Raw genomic sequence first — 21,828 nt, 5'->3', positions numbered from 1 at the left:
TGATATGCCCCCTGTCAAGTAGACAGGTTAAATATCTAAAAAAGTGTCTGTTTTTGAAGGTCAGTCTTACATAATAAATGTACGGCTGTTTTTTTATGCAGACCACTTAGACTTGTACTTTTCAATTTTGTTATTCTTAGCGATTGGGTATGACAAAGGATGTTCTGATGATAAGGCAGCGTTTCTTACTGCCAAAGGCGTTTTACAGTCATACCTACTTTGTGGACGCTCTTGACAGTAAAATCGGATATAGTCTTTGATGGCATATCGGAGGGAGGCCTCATCTGAAATCTCATACATCTGATACATTTCCGATTTTATAATTCCCCAAAAACCTTCTATTGGTCCGTTATCAATACAATGGCCCACTCTTGACATGGATTGAATCATATCAGTATCTTTCAGCTTTTTTTGAAAGTTCTTATTGGTATATTGAAACCCTCTATCGCTGTGAAATATAGGCTTCGCTGCGGGATTTTTTTCAATGGCTTTGTCAAATGTTTTGAAGACCAGCCGATTGTCATTTCGACCACTTATGACAAAAGCAATAGGATAGCGGTCATATAAATCAAGTATGACACTAAGATAGAGTTTCTTATGAGAGTTAGGAATCTTAAACTCTGTAACATCTGTTACCCATTTTTTGTTCGGAGCAGTTGTATAGAAGTTTCTTGCCAACTTATTTTCTGCAGTTTCTTTAGGCTTGGCAGTCTTGTATTTTTTCCTTTTCTTACGGATAAAAGCGTGGATATCGAGTACTTTCATAATTCGGTGAATTCTCTTTCTTGAGTAATTCGTATGATTGAAATGATTGATCCAATCGGTCATTCTTCGGTATCCCAAGATGTGTGAAAAACGTTCGTCATATTCTTTAATTAATTCCGCAATTTCGCTGTTTAATTGTTCTTGTTCTGGAACTATTCTATGTTTCCATTTATAAAATGCAGACCTCGTAATGCCGAGCTGATGACACATCCAGCTAATGCTCCACCCTTTGTTGGTGTTGAAGTCTTCGATCGCTAAGTATTTTGATTCGTGGCGCTGTTTGCCTAGCCTCACATCCTTCCGAATTCTTTCACTTTTTTTAAGAGTTCAACAGTCATATCCTTTTCTTCTAACTGACGTTTTAAGCGCACATTTTCTCTTCGTAAACGTTCTAATTCATCAACCTCATCATCTAGTTTGTGATGACCCCTTTTGTCAACTAAACCTTCTTCACCATCACTATCATACTTTTTCACCCACGAATACACTTGGCTATAAGAAACATCATAAAGTGATGCCGTTTCCTTATAATTGCGATTATGTTCAATACAATAGTTGACAATCTCTTTGCGTTCATCAATAGTGGTTTTACGTCTTGCTTTTGCCATATAGACCTCCCGTTTTGGATTGTAATCCTTAAGTTCTATATTGGCATTATACATCCTAATCCACTTTCTTAAAAGTCCTGAAGAAATATCATACTGATGACCTAAATCAATAGATGAAGCCTCACCACTAATACATTTTTCTACAAGTTCCATTTTAAATTCTTTTGAATAGGAACGGTTTTTTGTTTTCTTTGTGAATCCTAAAATCCCATATTTTTTATAGATGGCAGCCCAATCTTGAATCGTCCTTGTGGAAATATGGAGACAGTTACATATCTCAGATCTGGAACGATTACAATTAATATAATCGAGACAAGCTTGTTCTTTCTCGTATGGGGTGAACCTTTCTCTTCTAGACATAAAAATACCTCTTAAGTAGATTTTAGGTATTTACCTTGTCTACTTAAGAGGTATCATATCATAGGGCAAGCCCTTGGGTGCTTTGAAATATTGATATAAAGCTGTTCTTAACGTTTAGAGAACTGGCTAGCTTTACGAGCTTTCTTAAGACCTGGTTTGGAAAGTATGGATTTCAGTTGGACTAAAAACAGCGTAATATCAAGGATTTTCTGAACAATATCTACTTTTTAATTTCATAAAATCTGAATCAATATTTTTAAAATAGGGGAATAGTTTAGGTCTCTAAGCATTAAAATAATACACCTAACTTTGGTCACCGTTTTTTAGTTATTCACTCTTTTTTCGGATAGTGTTTTTTAAATTATGATGTAAAATGCCGCAATTAAAACACTATACATCATAATCGGAGGATAGAGAATTAAGGATAGAATCAATCCCACTCCTTTAATTATTAGGTCAGGTATCAATAACTTCCTATATTGTGCGGTAGCTTCAAGTAATTCTTTCTGATCTATATTGGGTTTATCAATTACTTTATGTAAAAACCAGTTTGCTACCGTTGAAACAATAACGATCAGTCCATAAAAGAGCTGTGCCGTATGATTCATGAAATGACTACTAACTATTCCAGTAGCATAGGGCATAAATGAAACAAAAAATAAAAGATACAAATCCTTTCAAATTCCTCCCTTTTCAACTTGGCTAACTTAACCTGCATTACCTAGGTCGCTTTGCTTTAAATTATACTTTTTTCTTAAACATTTGATACGAGTAGGTATTTCTTGTGAGTAATTTTCATCAAAAAATTTCATAGATAAGTCCTATATATAATCATGGTAAAGTAGTAAAAATAGTTGTTATCCTAGTTGATTAAAAAAATCTCTGATTTCCTCATCCTTTATAAAATAATATATAATTTTCCCCTCTCTTCTAGTGTCCAAGATATTTTGATTGGCTAGTTTACGAAGATGGTGGGAGGCAGATGCCATACTGAGATTTAATAAACAGGCTATATCGCAGACACAGAGTTCTTCGACGGCAAGGAGATAAAAGATGATATTTATCTGTTTATTATCGGTAAATTTTGATAAAATGCGAAGTGATTTTTGGACTTTTTCCTTTTCAAGGTAGTTCGTTGCGGTTGTAACATTTTGTTGATTTATAACATCCACTTGACAGATACTATCTTTTTTCATATTTTTTTCTCCTAGCCTAACACAGCCCATAGCATGTCAAAGCTGTTGTTTTCAATCAGGATATACATCCCCAATCCTAAATAGACAACGGCAATAAACCATCTGCTATATTTTTCCAAAGTTTCTCCAACAGAAGGGACTTGTGCTAATTTTTGGGCAGAAAAAACCAAGAGATAAATCATGACTAGAAAAGTAAGTAAAGTCACTATCAAATTCGCTAAATTTAAGGTGGTAAAATATGGGACAAAGACACCAATATTGTCAGCGCCACAACTTGCAAAAGTAATCATAGCGACTAGAAAAATCAGGTTTTTATTGTCTTTTCGCAAACCATCTTTTGCAATAGCTTCTCCATCAGAATCTCCTAAAAGCAAAACTTTGAGGCCTAGGAAAATTGGAATCAAACCGAGTAAACCTAAAATCTCTTTACTAGGAATATAATTTAAGACAAATGCAAAAAGCAAACTTAGGAATATTAGACTAACAGAGCCTAGAAATTGTCCTAAATAGATGTTAATGATGTCTTTTCTGCTTTTTCTTTTGGCAAAAAATAACATTAGGATAATAAGTAAGTCTACGGCTGTCCCAGAATACAGGATTATTGAAGTAACAATATTTTGAATCATAAAACACCTCATTCAAATATATTTTTGAATGTATTCTAACATTAAACTTTGTAGATGTCAACTTAAAATCCACCAATTAATAATTGCATGTCAATATTTGTATTGTGAAACTAGTTTCAGAAATATATAGTGTCCACTGCCAATGATTTTTTCAATATTTAAGAGGAGATTTATAATGGTTCATTTCTATAAATTTATAAACGAGTTATATATTTTGTTTAACCAATTATTAACTATTTTTATCAATAATCACTTCATTAATTTGTACTTTTTAATTTTCCCAATTTGTAAAATTAAACCAGAAAAAAAGCATCTCGTATTAGACGAAATGCTTTCAATAAGTATAAATAAGTTTTAACGTTTACTAAATTGTGAAGCTTTACGAGCTTTCTTAAGACCTGGTTTCTTACGTTCAACCATACGTGCATCACGAGTAAGAAGTCCAGCGCGTTTCAATGAATCGCGGAAGTCTGGATCTACTTGAAGAAGTGCACGAGCGATACCGTGACGGATCGCACCTGATTGACCAGCGTATCCACCACCTACAACGTTAACGTGTACGTCGTATGAACCTTCAGTTGAAGTAACTGCAAAAGGTTGGTTGATAACGAGACGAAGGTCTGCGTGTGGGATGTATTCTTCTACATCTTTTTTGTTAACTGTGATTTTACCAGTACCTGGAACCAAACGTACGCGTGCAACGGCGTTTTTACGGCGTCCTGTACCTGCATATTGTGCTTGTGCCATTATATTAGTGCTCCTTTCCTCTTAGAATTAGATAAGTCCTGAGATATCAAGTACTTCTGGTTGTTGTGCAGCGTGAGTGTGCTCACCGCCAACGAAGACTTTCAATTTCATACCTTGTGCGCGTCCAAGAGTGTTGTGTGGAAGCATACCTTTAACTGATTTTTCGATCAAACGAACAGCATTTTTAGAACGAAGTTCACCTGCTGAGATTTGTTTCAATCCACCTGGGTACATTGAGTGAGTGTAGTAGATCTTATCAGTTGCTTTTTTACCAGTCAATTTAACTTTTTCAGCATTGATAACGATTACGAAGTCACCTGTATCAGTGTGTGGTGTGAAAGTTGGTTTGTTTTTTCCGCGAAGTACGCTAGCAACTACTGCAGAAAGACGTCCAAGTGGCACATCAGTTGCGTCAACGACATACCATTTACGTTCAACTTGGCCTGGTTTAGCCATAAATGTTGTTTTGTTCATGATTTCTCCTATATATAGTTCGATTTTTGTTTACGAGTGATGGGTGTTCCTTCCCATCGAAAAGTATTTGGAAGGTTCCGGGGCCTTTCAAATGGGGTAAACAATACCGTTTAACATAATATCAAAAAAACACGTCCAAGGCAAGTCATTTGGAGGTGTTTTTCTTTTATTTTTTGTATTTTTTTAGTCTCTAATTTTATAAAGCGTAAGACTAGAAATCATGCCTAAATAACCTCTAAAGCGATACAAACTAATCCTCAGATTCCCAAAAAAGCTGGTCTAAAGTTTTGTCCAGAGTTTTGCAGATAGCAATACACAGATTTATAGTAGGGTTATAATCACCTTTTTCAATAGCTGAGATGGTCTGACGAGAAACTCCTATAGCATCTGCCAAACCTTGTTGAGTGAGATCCTTTGCTACACGAGCTGACTTCATTTTTAAATTTTTCATTCAAAAATCCTATTCTTCGTCTTCTAGTTCTTCCAAACGGTTCTTCTTGATTCTGTTAATAATAACCCATCCGTCACAAATAAGAGTCAAACCCAATGTCATAAATGCCACACTACTTATAAGATTCTTCCCCATCTTAAACGATTGTACTAAACTTAATAGACCAATTAGCGACATAAAAATGCCAATAAGTAGCATGCCCCAGGATAATCTGAGCATCTTCTTTTCAAGTTTTTTGTCTAGCAACCATGGATGCCCATTACGTGATACGCTATGCACTACGACTACGCACATCGAACCAAAGAAGGTGATGAATAATAATGACTGAGCTAATTCTAGGGAGTGTGTCTTACTAGCGACCATAATCGTTACAAACATACCAAGCATGGCTACCCAATAACCTCTAGCAGCAGATTCTCCGCTGATCAACTGAGCACGTTCATCCATCGTGCTAGCTACTTTTTTCTTTGACTTTTTCATTTTGTTTCCTCCATTTTCTAGATTCATTATAGCATTATTTTACACTATGTCAAATATATCATTCGTTTTGTATGGATTATCTTTTTATATTCTATTAATCTATCATTTCAGAAAACAAAAAATCAGATAGGAAATCCTATCTGACACTATTTCTATCTAGCTTCTTTACCAATCGTAAAGACAGCTAAGGTATCTGGTCCGACGTGGGTAGAGATGACTGGTCCAAGTGGCATAATAAGCACTTGCTCAATGCCGTCAACTGCTAATAATTGTTCTTTTAGATTCTTCGCTGCTTCAATATCATTGGCATAAGCGACAATTGCTGTGCTATGTCCAATATCCTGGGTAGCTTGTAGGACCATTTCTTTAATGGCTTTTTTACGTCCACGGATTTTGGCCAGAGGAACCAACTTACCTGAAGCGTCCAGCCAAAGAAGAGGCTTGATATTAATCAAACTACCAATAATGGCTGAGCTCTTAGAAAGGCGACCCCCACGCATGAGATGGTAGAGATCATCAACTAAGAAATAGGTCCGTAAACGTGGCAGAATGTCCTCAATCATGGCTTTCGTTTCAGATAAGCTCTTACCTTGGTCACGAGCTTCTGCCGCCAAGATAGAGAGATAACCTTCCCCACCTGCTGCTGCCAGGGTATCTACAATCTCAATGACAGCTTCTGGGTACTCATCCAAAATCATGTCACGCGCTATAACAGCACTTTGATAAGTACCTGAAAGCACTGATGAGAAGGCAATATAGAGAAGAGCATCACCATTTTTAGCATGACGACGAAAAACCTCTTCAAATTGACCAACATTCACCTGGCTTGTGGTTGGCTGACTGCCTTCTTGCATACGTTCTAAGAGACGGTCACTCGTTAAACGGTTAGGACCAACGGTCTCATAGGCAATATCATCAAGCGTAATGGTCAAACCAACGAGCTCTACCTTATTCTCCTGAGCCCATTTTTCATCTAGATCTGCTGTGGAATCTGTCAAAATGTTAAATGTCATATATCCCTCTATTCTATTTCATTTAAAAGGTCCTGTAATTTCCCTAATTGCGCATCGTCCCATGGACGTAGTTTTGGTGTCTTTAAGTCAATATGTGCCGACATCTTGTCTAAGTCAGACTTAACAGTATTGACACGCTCTTCCAACTCACGCGCCGAAACACGTAAAGCCCCTTGTGAAAAGATAGCCCACTGTTCATTTAAGTCACTAGTTGCTACTTCAACTAGATTTTGAACAGTATTCATCTCAGCCGCTGCGCGCTCAATATAGCTATCTGCTGTCTCATCTTCCTCAGTAAAAATAACACTGATACGATATTGATCATAACGTTGACGACTCCCTGGAACAAACTGGGCATCAAACACACAGATAATATCAATATGTTCAAAGTTAGCATAATGATTGAGCTTACGAAGCAAGGTTTCACGAGCTTCATCAAGCTGATTGGTCTTAAAGAGTTGACGGGTTTCTTGCCAAAAGGCAATCATATTATAACCATCAACCAGAAGTATTCTTTTTTTCATAGTTACAATCGGTTTCGATAAACTTCATACATGAGAACTGCAGCTGCCACACTGGCATTAAGGCTCTGCACATGACCACTCATAGGAATAGTAATCATCTCATCCACTTGCTTCTTGATGTTAGCAGAGATTCCCTTACCTTCATTACCAATGATAAGGGCAACCTTTCCAGCTGTGTTCCATTTATGAGATGGGGTGCCATCCATATCTGTCCCAAATACCCAGAAGCCCGCTTCTTTAAGTTTATCAAGAGTTTGGCTAAGATTGGTCACTCGGGCAATGGGAATATGCTCCACAGCCCCTGTTGATGTCTTGGCAACGACAGGTGTTACCCCCACAGCACGATGCTTAGGAATAATAACTCCTGTCACCTGAGTAGCATCAGCTGTACGTAGGATAGAACCAAAGTTATGAGGATCGTTGAGTCCATCTAAAATGAGGACTAGAGGATTCTCCTCTTGTTCAGCCTTATCCATAATAACTGAGAGCTCAGAATAAGCGAACTCTGACACACGAAGAACAAAACCTTGATGCACAGCTCCACCTGTCATATCAGACAAGGTTTTCTTAGGTGTCCAAGAGATGGAAACCTTCTTTTCAGCTGCCAAAGCCTTAATGGCATCAACATTTTTCCCTCGAAGATCATCTTGAATATAGAGTTTATTACCAGTATTTGCTTCCAGACTCTCTGTTACGGCATGCACACCATAAACAATGTCTAGACTTAATTCTTTAGTTGTTTTCATAAGCTAATTCTATCATAAAAAAAGCCCTCTTACGAGGGCAAAGCATGTTAAATAAATGTAATTGCTGCTAAATAAAGCACCAGGAGAACTAGAACAACAGTTGCAGCAGCCAAAGCTTGCTTACCAATTGTATCTGGATCTGAGATTGATTCTGCAATCTTTCTCGCAGCTTGAGTAATGGTTTTACCTGCTGCTTGGAAGATATCAATTGAACCTGTGCTTGTTGAACTATTTCCAGAAATTGCTGAAGACCAACCACTCAAAACCTCAGCAATTTGTTCTGCCAATTGCTGTGTTAGCGCTCTAGTTGTCTCAGCCAACTCATTAACAGCCGTAGCTTGTATATGATTGGCGGTTTCAGTGTAGCTATTTGCACTGGTATTATAAGTAACCGGTACAGTCGTTGTTGTCGTTGTTGATGAATACTGATTCCTACGGTAACTATCCGGTGTCACTGGACGCTCGCCTTCATTGAAGACGCTAAAAGTCTGTGTCAGATAATGAATATTGTTATTCGTATCAATCAACTCAAAGGTCATTTTATGAATACCAGTCGTTTGCTCTGCCAAATGGTAGGCACTCAAACCAGCATTGACCTCATCCAAAGTTCCTTCAACAAAGTAGCTATGATGAATTTGTTTGCCATCAAGGACTAGATTAAGGCCCTTAATCTTCTTACCTTCCATCTTGTTAACATCAAAGTTGACGTTAAAGATTTCACCACGTGCTAAATAAAGAATGTCTGTATTCCCTGTAACAGCAGGTTGATCTTCAAGAAGCGCTCCAGTACTATCTCGTTTTGGAACAACGGTGTATACTTCAGAAGTGATTGGAGTTGCTAAGATTTCTGAGATGAGTCCATCCGTAAAGGTTACCTCTGACGAATAGGTCAAACTCTCACTTTGCAACATAGAAACCACTTCAGAAGTTTTAAAGACCTCAGAAGTTGATGATGAATCTTTCCAGCCAACCGTAAGGACAGTTAAGCTATCTTCTGAATTATTATTTAACTGACTCGTTTCTGGAGCCGTAGATGCAAGAGAGCTAGCAGTGCTTGCAGACTCAGAAGCGACTTCAGAAGTTGCAATAGCTTGACTAGTAGGAGTCGCACTTACAGATGTCGTATGAGAATTCAGTGAAGAATACTCTGATTTTTCAATAACTGCATGTGTATTTCCAGCAAGTTCAGATGTATATAGTGTGCTTTCACTCTTATACATTGAAGTTACAGCTTGAGACTCTGCAGTCGCTGTAGCCTCACGAGACTTATCATAAGTAAGCACAATATTTGGTTTAGCTTGTTCAGAATCAGATGTTGGGTTTGCATCTCCTCGTTCAGATGCCGCTACTGATCGATCCTCACCAAAAGCCTGGGCACGAGCCTCTTCTGAATGAGGTGTCGTCGTAGAAACGCTAGTCTCCACGATATCAACTTGAGAATGTACCTCAAGAAGCCCCTCATCTGTCTCACTTGAAGAGACAAGCATCAGTGACGTTGAGGTCACTACTGAACTTACTTGACTCGCTGGCTCTGCCTTAGCTCCTACTGAAGAAAAATCAGCCTGAGGAGCAACTGGAGCCGGTGCCTCACTATTAACATAATCTATTTTAGCTTCATCAGGTTTTACCTGAACCTCATCTGCTTTACCTGTTTGAAGCGTAAAGCTAGATAAAATCAAAGCAGCAAAAGTTGTATAGAAAACTTTTTTCTTAGCTATTTCCATTCACCTCCTCATTTTTTAGATGGCCTCATTTACTAATATTATAGACTTTTTTTTCACTTTCTGTCAAATTAGTTTTATTAAAAAACGCTATTATATCGGGGTTTTACACGTGTCAGACACCCCTTAACTTTCTCATTTTTAAGATGCTAAATATTAGTTTCATCTTAATTTTTCATTGTCAAGACGCTGAATTACTTTGATTTTCAAATAATCTAAATTTTGAAATTCCGGCTAACTGTTACAATTTTTATAGCCTCTAAATAACAAAAAATCCTGCTCTCGGCAGAATTTTTAGATTTCTTTTTCAACTTCGTCAATACACCAAGCAATCAGTTCCTCTAAGCGAGCGATATCCTCTGTCATATGAAGATAGCCCATGACTGCTTCGAAGCCTGTTGACATTTTATAGGTAATAACATCTGTATTTTTAGCCTTGGTGTGGCTATTCGCATTACGACCTCGTTTATAGATGTCTAGCTCTTTTTCAGTCAAAAGCTCTTGCTCTAGCATTTTTTCAATGAGACTAGCCTGGGCCTTAGCTGAAACATAGCGTGTAGCTAGACGGTGCAGTTGGTTTGGCTTGGTCTGACCTTGAAAAATCAGGTGACGGCGAATGTACAAGGAATAAACAGCATCTCCCTCAAAAGCAAGAGCAATACCATTAATAAGGTTGACATCAAGATGTTTAGTCACGTGTCCACCTCACGCCCTCCTTGGTATCAAGAAGTTTGATACCTTGAGCAGCCAACTCATCGCGAATGCGGTCTGCTGTCGCAAAGTCCTTGTTGGCACGCGCCGCTTGACGCTCTTCAATGAGTTTTTCGATGTCTTCATCAAGGACTTCTTCTTCAAAAACAATACCGAAGACTTGGAGCATTTTTTCAAAAGCATCCTTAACGGTTTGATCATAATTGCCTGAATTAATCCATTTGGCCATATCAAACAGAACAGTCACTCCGTTTGCCGTATTAAAGTCATCATCCATAGCTTCTTGGAAGACGTCAAGATAAGTTTGCAACTCAGCTTGATTCACCTGTTCTGTCAACGGAAGACTGTGGGTGTTTTTCAAATACTTAAGATTGACTTCAGCATCATGAATAGCTTTTTCAGTAAAGTTAATTGGCTTACGGTACTGTTGTGTTGCTAGGAAGAAGCGAAGCACTTGACCATCGACTGTCTTAAGCATATCATGAACCGTTACAAAGTTACCTAAGGATTTTGACATTTTCTCATTGTCCACATTGACAAAACCGTTGTGCATCCAGTAGTTGGCGAAGGTCTTGCCAGTTTTGGCTTCTGATTGGGCAATTTCATTGGTATGGTGTGGAAACTCAAGGTCTGCCCCTCCACCATGGATATCGATGGTATCTCCAAGGATTTCAGTCGCCATAACTGAACATTCGATGTGCCAACCAGGACGACCAAGTCCCCACGGGCTGTCCCAAGAAACTTCTCCCTCTTTGGCAGCTTTCCAAAGGGCAAAATCCAGAGGATTCTCCTTACGTTCTGTTTCAGCATCCGTACGTCCGCTTGCACCAATTTCAAGATCTTCCAAAGTCTTGTTAGCCAATTTAGCATAGTTGTTTGACTTGGCTACTCGGAAGTAAACATCACCTTCAGAGACATAGGCGAATCCTTTGTCAACCAAGGTTGACACAAATGCAATGATTTCATCCATGTAGTTAATAACACGAGGATTTTGTGTCGCTGGTTTAATGCCAAGCTGTGCAGTATCCTCCATAAAGGCTGCGATAAACTTGTCCGACAATTCCTTAGTTGAAATACCAGCTTCATTAGCTGCCTTGATGATCTTATCATCTACATCCGTAAAGTTGGAAATATAGTTGACTATGTAGCCACAATACTCAAAATAACGACGAATAGTATCAAAAGCTACTGCTGAACGGGCATTTCCGATATGAATATAATTGTAAACTGTTGGTCCGCAGACATACATATTGACAACATTTTCTGTCAAAGGTACAAAATCACGGAGCGAACGCGTCATCGTATCATAAATTTTAATCACTAGAGATTCCTTTCAATTAACTGGAAACTATTTTTTATCCTTGATATGGTTTAGGTATAAACACAAGAGTATCACAAGAATGATAATCCATATAGCCGCAACTAGCTGACCTTGAGCCAAGAGAGACATAGCTGAAAGGAAACTCCCAACTATATAGAAGACCAAAAAAGGATTGTTTTTGAATAAATTTTTCATAACTCAAGTATTACTTGTGACGTTGCTTAAAAACCAGACCGGCCCATAAAAGAGCAATGCAAAACCATAAGGCGGCCATGCTATAGTCTGCTCTATGTAAAGCAATGTAAACAAGAGCAAGAGGACCCACAACCGTCAATCGAGTCACCTTTGAACTAAAGAGTTTCATCGTTTCCTTTCCTTATAGACGTGATGAGTGGAAGCTAGCTGCTTTTAGAAGGTCTTCTAGCTTTTCACTATAGTATTCACGGCCTTCTTCAATATCGTGGATAACTTCTTCATCCTTTTGACCATGAACACGCACAACCTTAGCAGGAACACCAACGACTGTAACATCTTCTGGGACATCCGCAACAACCACGGCTGCCGCCCCCACCTTAGCATTCTTTCCAATCTCAATAGGGCCTATGACCTGAGCATGGGCTGAAACCAAGGCACCCTCACGAACGGTTGGGTGACGTTTTCCGACATCTTTACCAGTACCACCTAAAGTGACACCGTGGTAAAGCATAGCCCCCTTCTCCACAACAGCTGTCTCACCAATGACAAGGCCAGAGCCATGGTCAATAAAGACACCTTCAGCAATCTGAGCCCCTGGGTGAATCTCAATCTGAGTCCAAAAGCGCCAAAACTGACTATGCATACGCGCTAAGAGTCGACAATGGTGGCGCCAGAGAAAATGTGAGATACGATGGGCAGCCAAGGCTTTTAATCCAGGGTAGGTTAAAAGAACCTCTAGACTCGTCCGAGCTGCCGGGTCATTTTTCTTTACTATATCAATACTTTCTTTCCACCAACCCATTTAGGTCACTCCTTACATCATTATTGTTATTATTGTTTGCTGTGGCCTATTATTCTTTAAAGTGGAAAGCTACCAACACTAGGTCTACTCGCTATCCCCTTCAAAATAAGACCAGTCGACTAACTCAGGCTGCTCATCAAACGGATTGATGACAATACCTTGAACCTTATCCAACTCATTTTCACCTGTTGAAGGCTGATAAATTTCTGACAGTGGCCATTGCAAAATCGTCCCTTTAGCCTTACGGAAAGGTAGGCCAAAAGTCTCGTTCCCGTACCATTTTGCAAAGCTCGTTAAGTTCGTAAACACAGGCACATAACTCTGTCCCTCTGCATTCGACATGGTCGCAAAGAGACGGTCATCCTGGCCATCTTCCTCACGTTTATGAATGAAGGCTGGAACAAGATAAATCTTATCTTTAGGATCTGCCTTTTGATTTTCCTCACCCAAAAGATTATTAAGGGTCTGAGTGAAATAGTTGATAAACTGGATGAGTTCACTGCTTGCAAAAAGAGTGGTATTCGAGAAGTCACCATCCTCTTTTAAATTGAAAGCAAGACCAAAAAGCTCTGCCTGAACCAGTTGTGTTAAAACATCTAAGCTCGAACGTTCTACCCAAGTTTGCTCTCGAGCACTCTCTTGAGTAGATTTGAAAGATTGTAGGTCCTGTTCGTTGGTGAAGACAGGAACAACCTTCTTTCCTTCCACTTCAACTGCGTAGAGGTCTTGGGCAGCCAAGACGGGAGTACGTTGTAGATGATTAACCAAAGCCAGACTAGTCAAAAAGTGGTCTGGTTCCTTTAAAAATTCTTTTAGAGTTTCATCAAAAGCTTGCAATTCTTGATTTTCTGTCATTCTTCTGCCTGTTCTTTCGTTTCTGATTTATCAGGATTTTTCGGTGCTTCACCACTTTCATTATGGTGGCGTGGTTTATGATGAGAACGACGGCGGTGACGATGCTCTCCTCCATTTTCCCCATCCTCAAGTTTTTCAGGCTTAGGAAGCAAGGCCTTGATTGAGGCATCGATACGTCCTTTTTCATCGATTTTGATAATCTTAACAGTTACCGTACCCCCAACTTTAACCACATCTTCGACATGCTCAGTACGTTCCCAAGCTAGTTCTGAGATATGGATGAGAGCATCTGTCTTATTGAAAAGGTGGACAAAGGCACCGAACTTTTCAATACGCACAACGGGTACAGTGTAAACTTCACCAACCTTAGCTTCACGTACAAGATTAGAGATGATGGTTTTAGCACGGTTAATGGCATCCTGATCACTAGAGAAAATCTGAACAAGACCTTCTTCATCAATATCAATTGTGACACCAGTCTCAGCGATAATCTTGTCAATAGTTTCGCCACCTTTACCGATGACAACCTTGATCTTGTCAACAGGAATCTGAATGCTATCAATCTTAGGTGCTGTTGGTGCCAATTCTGGACGTGGCTCAGCGATTGCTGACTCAATAACATCAAGAATTTCAAAACGAGCTACCTTTGCTTGAGCCAAAGCCTCTTCGAGAATGGCCGGTGTAATACCCGAAATCTTAATATCCATCTGAAGAGCTGTAATTCCTTGACGTGTACCAGCTACCTTAAAGTCCATATCTCCAAAATGATCTTCCAAACCTTGAATATCAGTTAGGACAGTGTAGTTAGTACCATCTGAGATAAGTCCCATGGCAATACCTGCAACAGGTGCCTTAATCGGTACACCACCAGCCATAAGAGCCAAGGTTCCTGCACAAATAGAAGCTTGTGAGGAAGAACCATTTGACTCCAAGACTTCGGCTACCAAACGGATAGCATAAGGGAACTCTTCAACACTTGGGAGAACCTGAGCAAGGGCACGTTCACCCAAGGCTCCGTGACCAATCTCACGTCGGCCTGGCGCACCATAACGCCCTGTTTCACCCACTGAATACTGAGGGAAATTATAGTGGTGAAGGAAACGTTTCTTATACTCTGGATCCAAACCATCAACAAGTTGTGTATCACTCATAGGTGCCAAAGTCAAAACTGACAAGGCTTGAGTTTGACCACGTGTAAAGAGACCTGAACCATGAACCTTAGGAAGAAAGTCAATCTCTGCGTCCAAAGGACGGATTTCATCCACACGACGGCCATCTGGACGAACCTTGTCTTCTGTAATCAAACGGCGCACTTCGGCATGTTCCATCTGCTCAAGGATTTCTGCTACATCACGCAGAATAGTTTCCTTATCCTCATCTTCTGCAAAGCGTTCTTGATAAGAAGCGAGGACTTCTTCTTTTACAGCCTGGGTTGCTGCTTCACGCGCCAGTTTTTCTTCCACCTGAACAGCCTTAGCTAATTGATCATAATAAGCTGTTTCGATTTCGACTTTCAAATCAGCATCAACTTGTAGAAGTTCAACCTCAGCCTTTTCCTTACCAACAGCTGCAACGATATAATTTTGGAAATCAACCAACTCTTGAATAGCCTCATGTCCCTTCAAGAGTGCTTGCAACATAATATCCTCGGACAATTCCTGAGCACCTGACTCTACCATATTGATAGCTTCCTTGGTACCTGCCACTGTCAAATCTAAAAGTGAAACTTCCTTATCCGCTGCACTTGGGTTGATGATGAAATCTTCTGCAGCATAGGCTACTTGAACCCCAGCAATTGGACCATTGAAAGGAATATCAGAGATAGAAAGAGCTAAAGAACTCCCAAACATAGCCGCCATCGGAGCACTAGCATTCTCATCATAAGAGAGAACCGTGTTAATGACCTGAACTTCGTTACGGAAGCCCTCCGCAAACATAGGACGAATAGGACGGTCAATGAGGCGAGCAGTCAAAGTGGCATCTGTTGAAGGCCGACCCTCACGCTTGTTAAAGCCCCCCGGGAACTTGCCAGCTGCATACATTTTTTCCTCATAATTAACCTGTAAAGGAAAGAAATCTGCCGTTGCCATCTTTTTAGACATAACAGCTGTTGATAATACCGTTGTATCTCCATAACGCACGACGACAGCACCATTAGCCTGCTTGGCTACCTGCCCAACTTCAACGACAAGCGGGCGTCCTGCAAAGGTCATCTCAAAAGTTTGTTTAGCCATGTTTGATCCCTCTTTTTATCCATGACCAGCCCTTACAAAAACGAACCGGTCAACTTTATGTCATTCATTTGATATAACTTTCATTTTACCATAATATAGTCAAAAATGGCAGAGCTCCGGCATAAGTTAGCACCCAAGTCTCCCTTTCTCTCAGATATTTAAGTCGTTTTGTGATATAATAAACACTTATGAGAGACAAAGGAATGACTATGAAAAAATTACAACACATCATTATGATTGCCTTAATCTTACTAGGCCTAGTAACACCTGCTCTAGCACAAGAACAGACAGATAACTTCAATGTTTCCGCTAAACATGCGATTGCTATCGAAGCAACTACAGGGAAAGTCCTCTATGAAAAGGACGCCACTACTCCTGATGGTGTGGCTTCAATGACTAAAATCCTAACAGCCTACATGGTCTATAAAGCAGTTGACCAAGGAAAAATTACCTGGGACACTGAAGTCGATATCTCAGACTATCCTTTCAACTTAACCGTTGATTCAGAAGTTTCAAATGTCCCACTAGATTCCCGAAAATACACTGTTAAACAGCTCCTAGATGCCACCCTCATTTCCAGCGCTAACAGTGCCGCTATTGCTCTAGCTGAAAAAATCTCAGGATCAGAGAGTGCCTTTGTTGACACTATGACAGCCCAACTCAAAGAATGGGGCATTACAGATGCTAAATTATTTAACGCTTCTGGCCTAAACAATAAATACCTTGGGGATAACCGCTATCCTGGCTCTAAAGCAGATGACGAAAATACTATGAGTGCTCTAGATGTTGCCATTATTGCAGACCACCTCATCAAAGACTATCCTCAGGTACTTGAAATCACCAAGCAAACCGAAACTGATTTCGAAGGTGACAACAAATTAACGACGCACAACTACATGTTGGAGGGACAAGACAACTACCGTGAAGGCGTTGATGGACTCAAGACTGGAACAACTGAACTTGCAGGAGCATCCTTTGTGGCCCACTCCAATGAAAATGGCATGAGTTTGATTACCGTTGTCATGAATGCAGATAATGGTGGAGAAGATGAAGCTGCCAGATTCACAGCCACAAATGAGTTGCTAGATTATGTGACTCAAAACTGGGAAATCAAAACCCTCAACACCAAAGGACAAATCGTCAAGAAAAATGATATTAAGGTAGCCGATGGAGACAGTCAAACCATCTCTGCTAAGCTCGAGTCAGACCTTACAGTCGTTCAAAAAATAAACAGCAAAAATGATACTGTTAAAATCAAAGCAAAAACTATAACAGCACCTATCAAAAAAGGTGACACTATTGGAACAGCGACCTTTGATGATAAGGATCTCGTTGGAACAGGTTACATCTCTGATCCACCTCAAATTTCTGTAACAGCCAACCAATCTATCAAGAAAAGTTTCTTCTTAAAAGTTTGGTGGAACCATATCGTTAATTTCTTTACAGGAAACAAGTAAACACAAAACTACCTTTTAGCTATCAAAAGGTAGTTTTATCTTGCCTTAAAAATTAGTCCTGTAAGTAAAAGCCCCTTCTCAACACCTTAAGTTCCTCTCAAAATGTGGTATAATAAATATCCAAAACACATGAAGGAACAAACCATGAAAAAACTGATTACGCTTATGATAACCTTCTTACTCTGTCTGGGAAGCGTAGCCCCTGCTTTTGCAGCAGATAAGAAAAAAGGATATGATGCCGCAGCCAAACATGCCATCGCTGTCGAAGCTAATACTGGCAAAATTTTATATGAAAAAGATGCCACTACCTCTACAGGGATTGGCTCTATTACCAAGCTCCTAACAGCCTATATGGTTTATAAAGCGGTAGATCAGGGAGACCTCAAATGGAACAGCAAAGTTGACATTTCTGACTACCCCTTTGAACTAACTGTCAGTGCCGGAGTATCTAATATTCCACTAGATGCCCGCAAATACACTGTCAAACAACTTCTTGACGCAACTCTTATTTCCAGTGCCAACAGTGCATCTATTGCTCTAGCCGAGGAAATCGGAGGAACCGAAAGTAAGTTTGTCGACATGATGAAAGCCCAACTTAAAGATTGGGGTATCACTGATGCTAAGATTGTCAATGCCTCTGGTCTCAATAATTCTTACTTAGGTGACAATATCTATCCAGGCTCTAAATCAGACGAAGAAAATACCATGAGTGCTAAAGATGTTGCTATCATTGCACAACACGTAGTGAAAGAATATCCTGAAATTCTCGATATCACTAAAAAAACTGAAGCTGATTTTGATGGTGTCAACAAACTCAAAACCTTCAACTATATGCTCAAGGGACAACCTAGTTACCGTAAAGGTGTAGATGGCCTAAAAACAGGGACCACTGATTTAGCCGGTGCTTCCTTCGTGGCCCACTCAAATGAAAGCGGCATGAGCATTATCACAGTCATTTTGAATGCTGATAATACCGATACTGATGACTACGCCCGTTTCACTGCAACCAATGACCTACTTAACTACGTAGTCTATCATTGGGAAAGCAAGACCATTGCCAAAAAAGGACAAGCTATTGGTAAAAGCCAAGCCAATGTCCTTGATGGGAAATCTAAGCAAGTCACTGCTGTTGCTAAGTCTGACTTTAATATCATCCAAAAAATAGATGCTAACAATAGTAAACATATTAAAGTCACTACCAATCAAGTCCAAGCCCCTGTCAACTCAAGTGACAAGGTTGGAACTGCTACCTTTGAAGATAAGTCACTTGTAGGAGAAGGTTACTTGCCTAACCAAGGTATGCCTAGCATGGAACTGGTTGCTGGTAAAGAAGTTAAGAAAAGCTTCTTCCTCAAGGTCTGGTGGAATCACTTTGTCAACTTTGTCAACGAAAAACTCTAGTCATTACAGTCGAGCTTTGCTCGGCTTTTTCTTTTACCCCACCTTTACAGAAAGATTGACTCTACCTTGACTCCTATTGACACAAAAAAAGACAAACTACAGGTGTAGTTTGTCTTTTTGTTTGATTTTTACACTACTGTAAAGGTTAATTTATCTTTCGAGCAGCCGATTTTAAGGGTTTGTCCACTAACCACTTGGCCACCTAGTAAGAGCTCAGATAACTTGTCCTCCACTTGAGTTTGAATCGTACGACGTAACGGACGAGCACCCATCTCAACATCATAGCCATCTTTAGCTAAATGCTTGAGAGCAGCTGGTTGGAATTTCAAGTCAATCCCTTTTTCAGCCAAAGCTGATACCAACGGTTTCACCATAATCTTGACAATCTCGCGAAGTTGTTCTTCCTCTAGACTATGGAAGACAACCTTCTCATCAATACGGTTGATAAACTCTGGACGGTAGGCCTTCTTAAGTTCTTCCATAATACGTGACTGCATTGCTTGGTGATTATGAGAAATGTCTTGAGCACCAAAACCAACAGTCTTATCATCACGAAGAGCAGTCGCTCCCAAGTTCGAAGTCATAATGATAATGGTATTTGAGAAGTCAACTTTACGACCTCGACTATCCGTCAAGACACCATCATCCAAAACTTGTAAGAGGATGTTGAAAATATCTGGGTGAGCCTTTTCCACCTCGTCAAAGAGGAGAACTGAGTAAGGCTTATTGCGAACTTTCTCTGTTAATTCACCACCCTCATCATATCCAACATAACCTGGAGGAGCACCATTAAGTCGGCTAGCCGCAAATTTTTCCATGTATTCTGACATGTCAAAGCGAAGCAAAGCTGACTCATCATCAAAGAGAACTTCCGCCAAAGCCTTGGCCAATTCTGTCTTACCAACACCAGTAGGTCCAAGGAACATAAAGGAACCAATTGGACGTTTTCCAGTACGAATACCTGACTGGTTACGACGAATAGCACGACTAATGGCTGAAACTGCTTCATCTTGACCAATAACACGTTTGTGAAGCTCTGCTTCCAGATTCAAGTAACGCTTGCTATCTGCCTGTGTTATCTTCTCAACAGGAATACCTGATAGACGACTAAGGGTTTGCATAATCTGATCTGCATCTACCAAGGCAGGTTTTGGTAATTTTGCTTTTTGGCTAGCCTTATATTGTTTAACAGCAGCCTTCATATCACCAGATAGAAGTGCTTCATCCAAAGGCGTTATCTCACGTTTGGCTTCTTTTTTGATACGACCTTGAACAGTTGCACTCGCTTCATCTAAAAGATCAATGGCAGAGTCGGGTAAGTTTTTACTCGTCAAATAACGGTGGGCTGCCTTGACTGCTGTCTCAACTGCCTCATCAGTAATCGTTACACGATGATAGTCTTCATAAGACGAACGTAGGCCTTTTAGAATATCAATCGCCTCAGCTACACTTGGCTCCTCAATTGTAATCTTAGCAAAACGGCGAGAAAGAGCTGCATCTTTTTCAATATGCTTCTGGTACTCAGCTTGAGTAGTTGCTCCAACCATATGAAGAGTTCCACGTGCTAGAGCGGGTTTCAAAATATTCGCTGCATCTAAGGTACTATCAATACCTGAACCAGAACCGATAATCGTATGCAATTCGTCAATAAAGAGAATGATTTTTCCATCAGCTTCAATCTCATCGATGATTTGATTCATACGTTCTTCGAAATCGCCACGGAAACGTGTTCCTGCAACCACACTCATCATATCAAGCTCTAAGATACGCATATCAGCCAACTCAAAAGGTACTTCGCCTGAAGCAATACGTTGTGCCAAGCCAAGCGCAAGTGCCGTTTTACCAACACCTGCTTCACCCACAAGAACTGGGTTATTCTTCGTTTTACGACTCAAAACCTGAATCATGCGTGAAATTTCTTTCTCACGTCCAATAACAGGATCAAGAGCACCTGACTCGGCTACTGCCGTTAAGTCCTTGGTATAATCTGACAGTTCCCCAGTAGAAGATTGAGGAGGCTGCATCATATTAGCAAAATTCCCTGATGCCTTTGACTTTTTAGGCTTACGAAGGTCATGAATGGCCTTCAAATCTTGCTTACTAAGACCTGCGTAACGCTCCAAAGAACGTCGTAAATCGATAATGCGAGGCTTATCGCTGTCATCCTTATATTGAAAACCAGCAACTTCAAGGAGACGACAAACCATCAAATCCTTATGAAGAAGGAAGGCCATCAATACATGTTCAGAACCTACCTCTACAGCACCAGTCACACCAGCAATTCCCTCTGCCTCTTGCAACATAGCCTCTAAAGCATGCGACTGTGCACGTAAATCGATAACATCTGATTCAGACAAGTCTTTTGGACTTTTCTCCATCGCTAGTACAGCAGCGGTCTCAATCTCTTCCGCACGAATACGGTCCTCAAAATCAGTAAATGTTAGGTAGGCTACAGATCCTGGAACCTCAACCATAGCCAGAAGCACATGCCAAGTCTCCAAGAAAGGACTTCCAAAACGCTCTGCCTCAAGCTGAGCACGATGGAAAATAGCCTGCATTTTTCTTGAATATGTCGTCATCTAATTTCCTTTTCTATCCAATCTAAGTAATAGCGAGCGTAGAATACGCGAACGAATAGCAGCCGCATCTTCGCCTAAAACATCATCACTAGCAGTTGCTAAAATCAAATTTCCCTCACGTTCAGTGATGATTTTTTCATCAAAAAGCAACTGAATCAAGTCTGTAAATACCTGCTCGCTGAGCTTATCTGCCAAGTTCTGAAGCAAATCATTAATCATGTGGTGCTTGTCGGAGAATCTGACCTTGACGATACGAATATAACCGCCACCTCCACGTTTACTCTCAACAATATAACCACGACTTTCTGTAAAACGAGTCTTAATAACATAGTTAATCTGACTCGGTACAACTTGAAAAGTATCTGCTAAGTTCGAGCGTTGAATCTCAGCAATTCCAGACTGGCCCAGCAATTCTTTAATATATTCTTCTATACTATCTGATGTATTTCTTGCCATCTTAATTCCTCCAGTCTAATTTGACTATAACTGACTATTATTATACCAAAAATGTCAGCTCATGGGAAACTATACCTTCAAAAAGCTTTTTAAAGTTGTCATTAGA

The 21,828-nt window shown here is 40.0% G+C and carries 21 protein-coding genes; 2 read left to right on the top strand and 19 right to left on the bottom strand.

Translation table 11 applies throughout. From position 1 onward, the window contains the following. Positions 1–93: 93 nt before the first annotated feature. From ACT170_RS10815 to pnp, 17 genes are all read right to left on the bottom strand, one after another. A complete protein-coding gene (locus ACT170_RS10815) occupies positions 94–1,059 on the bottom strand; it encodes an IS3 family transposase (protein WP_002890057.1) in 966 nt (321 codons plus the stop codon). Further along, complete coding sequence (locus tag ACT170_RS10810) at positions 1,056–1,733, bottom strand: transposase (RefSeq protein ID WP_288586508.1); 678 nt, start codon at positions 1,731–1,733, stop codon at positions 1,056–1,058. Before ACT170_RS10810 ends, ACT170_RS10815 begins: the two co-directional genes overlap by 4 nt. Before the next feature lie 857 nt (positions 1,734–2,590). Beyond that, complete coding sequence (gene cadX, locus ACT170_RS10805) at positions 2,591–2,929, bottom strand: Cd(II)/Zn(II)-sensing metalloregulatory transcriptional regulator CadX (RefSeq protein ID WP_000711078.1); 339 nt, start codon at positions 2,927–2,929, stop codon at positions 2,591–2,593. A gap of 11 nt (positions 2,930–2,940) precedes the next feature. Further along, positions 2,941–3,555, bottom strand: coding sequence for a CadD family cadmium resistance transporter (locus ACT170_RS10800; protein ID WP_002911684.1), 615 nt, complete (start codon positions 3,553–3,555; stop codon positions 2,941–2,943). A gap of 354 nt (positions 3,556–3,909) precedes the next feature. Continuing rightward, entirely contained in the window at positions 3,910–4,302 is a 393-nt protein-coding gene (gene rpsI, locus ACT170_RS10795; protein WP_002888293.1) for a 30S ribosomal protein S9, read from the bottom strand. Between the two features lie 27 nt (positions 4,303–4,329). Then, entirely contained in the window at positions 4,330–4,776 is a 447-nt protein-coding gene (gene rplM / locus ACT170_RS10790; RefSeq protein ID WP_002886374.1) for a 50S ribosomal protein L13, read from the bottom strand. A 250-nt stretch (positions 4,777–5,026) separates the two neighbouring features. Next, complete coding sequence (locus tag ACT170_RS10785; RefSeq protein WP_002886373.1) at positions 5,027–5,227, bottom strand: helix-turn-helix transcriptional regulator; 201 nt, start codon at positions 5,225–5,227, stop codon at positions 5,027–5,029. A gap of 9 nt (positions 5,228–5,236) precedes the next feature. Next, positions 5,237–5,734: a hypothetical protein gene (locus ACT170_RS10780; protein WP_444818294.1), complete on the bottom strand. Its 498-nt coding sequence runs from the start codon at positions 5,732–5,734 to the stop codon at positions 5,237–5,239. A 125-nt stretch (positions 5,735–5,859) separates the two neighbouring features. After that, positions 5,860–6,720: a DegV family protein gene (locus ACT170_RS10775; protein WP_038675078.1), complete on the bottom strand. Its 861-nt coding sequence runs from the start codon at positions 6,718–6,720 to the stop codon at positions 5,860–5,862. Positions 6,721–6,728: 8 nt separating this feature from the next. Further along, entirely contained in the window at positions 6,729–7,244 is a 516-nt protein-coding gene (locus tag ACT170_RS10770) for an NYN domain-containing protein (protein ID WP_002889631.1), read from the bottom strand. Positions 7,245–7,246: 2 nt separating this feature from the next. Further along, positions 7,247–7,990 (bottom strand): 23S rRNA (guanosine(2251)-2'-O)-methyltransferase RlmB, encoded by a 744-nt coding sequence (gene rlmB / locus ACT170_RS10765; protein WP_004182149.1) that lies wholly within the window; start codon positions 7,988–7,990, stop codon positions 7,247–7,249. Positions 7,991–8,037: 47 nt separating this feature from the next. Continuing rightward, the gene (locus tag ACT170_RS10760; RefSeq protein ID WP_070576138.1) at positions 8,038–9,714 is read right to left on the bottom strand and encodes a hypothetical protein; all 1,677 of its coding nucleotides are present in this window, start codon (positions 9,712–9,714) and stop codon (positions 8,038–8,040) included. A gap of 291 nt (positions 9,715–10,005) precedes the next feature. Beyond that, complete coding sequence (locus tag ACT170_RS10755) at positions 10,006–10,407, bottom strand: Mini-ribonuclease 3 (protein ID WP_002886359.1); 402 nt, start codon at positions 10,405–10,407, stop codon at positions 10,006–10,008. Next, positions 10,400–11,743: a cysteine--tRNA ligase gene (cysS, locus tag ACT170_RS10750; RefSeq protein ID WP_444818293.1), complete on the bottom strand. Its 1,344-nt coding sequence runs from the start codon at positions 11,741–11,743 to the stop codon at positions 10,400–10,402. The genes ACT170_RS10755 and cysS overlap by 8 nt, the downstream gene beginning before the upstream one ends. Before the next feature lie 376 nt (positions 11,744–12,119). Continuing rightward, a complete protein-coding gene (cysE, locus tag ACT170_RS10745; protein WP_002886354.1) occupies positions 12,120–12,740 on the bottom strand; it encodes a serine O-acetyltransferase in 621 nt (206 codons plus the stop codon). Positions 12,741–12,824: 84 nt separating this feature from the next. Continuing rightward, the gene (locus tag ACT170_RS10740; RefSeq protein WP_002889625.1) at positions 12,825–13,595 is read right to left on the bottom strand and encodes an SseB family protein; all 771 of its coding nucleotides are present in this window, start codon (positions 13,593–13,595) and stop codon (positions 12,825–12,827) included. After that, the gene (pnp, locus tag ACT170_RS10735; protein WP_048790653.1) at positions 13,592–15,829 is read right to left on the bottom strand and encodes a polyribonucleotide nucleotidyltransferase; all 2,238 of its coding nucleotides are present in this window, start codon (positions 15,827–15,829) and stop codon (positions 13,592–13,594) included. The genes ACT170_RS10740 and pnp overlap by 4 nt, the downstream gene beginning before the upstream one ends. 209 nt (positions 15,830–16,038) lie before the next feature. Here pnp and pbp3 (ACT170_RS10730) point away from each other — a divergent pair, with 209 nt between their 5' ends. After that, positions 16,039–17,286, top strand: a complete 1,248-nt coding sequence (gene pbp3 / locus ACT170_RS10730) for a D-alanyl-D-alanine carboxypeptidase PBP3 (protein ID WP_014633786.1) — start codon at positions 16,039–16,041, stop codon at positions 17,284–17,286. 144 nt (positions 17,287–17,430) lie between these two features. Further along, positions 17,431–18,687 (top strand): D-alanyl-D-alanine carboxypeptidase PBP3, encoded by a 1,257-nt coding sequence (pbp3, locus tag ACT170_RS10725; protein ID WP_037603298.1) that lies wholly within the window; start codon positions 17,431–17,433, stop codon positions 18,685–18,687. Between the two features lie 128 nt (positions 18,688–18,815). On the opposite strand, the gene ACT170_RS10720 is transcribed toward pbp3 (ACT170_RS10725), so the two are convergent. Then, positions 18,816–21,266, bottom strand: a complete 2,451-nt coding sequence (locus ACT170_RS10720) for an ATP-dependent Clp protease ATP-binding subunit (RefSeq protein ID WP_371511101.1) — start codon at positions 21,264–21,266, stop codon at positions 18,816–18,818. Beyond that, positions 21,267–21,722: a CtsR family transcriptional regulator gene (locus ACT170_RS10715; protein ID WP_272126820.1), complete on the bottom strand. Its 456-nt coding sequence runs from the start codon at positions 21,720–21,722 to the stop codon at positions 21,267–21,269. Positions 21,723–21,828 lie beyond the last annotated feature (106 nt).

Origin of the sequence: Streptococcus sp. cx1, assembly GCF_052384325.1 — a bacterium.
GTDB lineage: Bacteria > Bacillota > Bacilli > Lactobacillales > Streptococcaceae > Streptococcus > Streptococcus salivarius_G.
Note: the sequence above shows the minus strand (reverse complement) of the source record. Positions and strands in the feature narration are given on the sequence as shown.